Source organism: Terriglobus sp. YAF25 (genome assembly GCF_052113305.1).
GTDB lineage: Bacteria > Acidobacteriota > Terriglobia > Terriglobales > Acidobacteriaceae > Terriglobus.
In genome coordinates this window covers 1-1,893 of sequence record NZ_JBFRCY010000821.1, presented here as the reverse complement: position 1 = coordinate 1,893, position 1,893 = coordinate 1, and the positions used below count along the sequence as shown (strand labels likewise).

The window sequence follows — 1,893 nt, the reverse complement described above, 5'->3', positions numbered from 1 at the left end:
GTCTGTGCGCTGACCGGCATCGGCTTGTGCAGGCGATGGAGCGCATCGGCCGATTGGCTGTCTTCGGTCTTGCGATCAACCATGGCCACGCGGGTTAGCTCGCGGCCGGCGAAGATGTTCTCGCTGATGTCGAGGTTCGGCATTACGCTCAGCTCCTGGTGCACGATGCTGATGCCGTGTGCCCCGGCATCGCGCGGGCTGCGCAGAGTGATAGGCTTGCCGTCCAGCAGGATGGTGCCTTCGTCGCACGATTCAACGCCGGACAGAATGCGCATCAGCGTGGACTTGCCGGCGCCATTCTCTCCGATCAGCACATTCACCGCATTGCGGTGGAGCCTGAAGTCGACGTGGTCGAGCGCGATATTTCCGGGATAGCGCTTCAGGATGCCGTTTGCCTGCAGGATTACGTCGCTCATGCGAGGTCTCCCTTCAGACGGGCCTGCCGGACAGCGTGCTTCCAGCCTTCATAGTGGGAGGCGAGTTGTGTTGCGGGGAGGAATGTCGTCGACTCTTGCGGAAGCGAGGCGAGATCAGAGACGCTGTGCCACCACCCAAGTGTGAGTCCCCCGAGCCACGCGGCCCCGAGCGCCGACAGGTCTTCGCAACTGGAGCGTTGGACCGGCACCTGCAACAGGTCCGCCTGAAACTGCATCAGGGCAGAGTTGCGGGTTGCGCCTCCGTCGGTGTGCAGAGCGGGAAGGTCTATTCTGGCGGCGTCGCGCATCGCATGAAAGACATCCACGACCTGGTAGGCGATGGCGTCGACGGCGGCGCGGGCCATGTGTTCCCGACGACTGGTGTGGCTAAGGCCAACCAGTGTGCCGCGAACTGCGGAGTCCCAGTAAGGTGCTCCGAGGCCGACCATTGCGGGAACGAAGTAGACCCCTGCTGCATCCGTTACACCTTCGGCCAGAGCAACGGTGTCGCGGGTGGGCTCGGTGAGGTTGAGGAACTCTCCTACCCACTGCACTGCTGACCCGGTCATCGTAATGTTGCCCTCAAGGGCAAAATGGGCTGTGCCGCCGTGCGACCAGGCGATGGTGCGTGCCAGGCTCCGTGTCGGTGCTGGCAGGCCCGGTGCCAGCGTCATCAACGACGAGCCGGTTCCGTAGGTCGCCTTGATGGTTCCGGGAGTGTAGCTTCCATGGCCCACCATGGCGGCGTGGGAGTCTCCGATGGCGGAGACGATGGGGACGCCCGCAAGCTCTGGAATCGCTGAGACCGTGCCAAGCAAAGATGAGGAGCAGGCAAGCCGTGGCATCGCGGCGTATGGAATCGCGAATAGTTCCAGCAGTTCACGATCCCACTGCAGGGTCTGCAGATCGAGCAAGGCTGTACGCGATGCATTCGTGTGGTCGGTGATGTGGACGGCGCCGCCGGTCAATTTCCCGCCGGTAAGTTTATATACGAGCCAGCTATCGACATTGCCCAAGCAAAGGTTGCCTTGTTCGGCCTCGGTCCGCAACGCAGGGTTCTGCTGGAGCAGCCAGCTCCATTTGGTTGCGGACACTAGTGGATCGAGTGGCAGACCGGTGCGCTCCCGGATGAGATCCRTGTGTGCCTCTAGCTGTCTGCAGATGACCTCGCCTCGCCGGCACTGCCAACTGATGGCATTCGCTGCAGGCCTGCCATCTGCGCGGTACCAGGCCACGGCGGTCTCCCGCTGGTTGGAGATGGCGATGCCTTTGATCCTGTCCGCGCTGCTATGGGCGATACACTCCCGTATGACGGTGAGTACCGACTGCCACAGTGCTTCGGGATCCTGCTCCACCATGCCCGGTTGCGGTGTGAGCAGCGCAAGCGGTGCAGACGCACGAAAGACCGGCTGTCCATCGTTGCCGACGAGGAGAGCCTTGGTATTCGTTGTTCCCTGATCGATGGCGAGGATAAGGT

At 62.4% G+C, this 1,893-nt stretch carries 2 protein-coding genes; both read right to left on the bottom strand.

Features of this window, described 5'->3' with window-relative positions; genetic code table 11:
• Positions 1–416 (bottom strand): ATP-binding cassette domain-containing protein (locus AB4043_RS24135; RefSeq protein WP_442308337.1); only part of this gene is annotated, 416 nt, incomplete at its 3' end.
• Positions 413–1,893 (bottom strand): FGGY family carbohydrate kinase (locus AB4043_RS24130; RefSeq protein ID WP_442308336.1); only part of this gene is annotated, 1,481 nt, incomplete at its 5' end. The genes AB4043_RS24135 and AB4043_RS24130, both read right to left, overlap by 4 nt.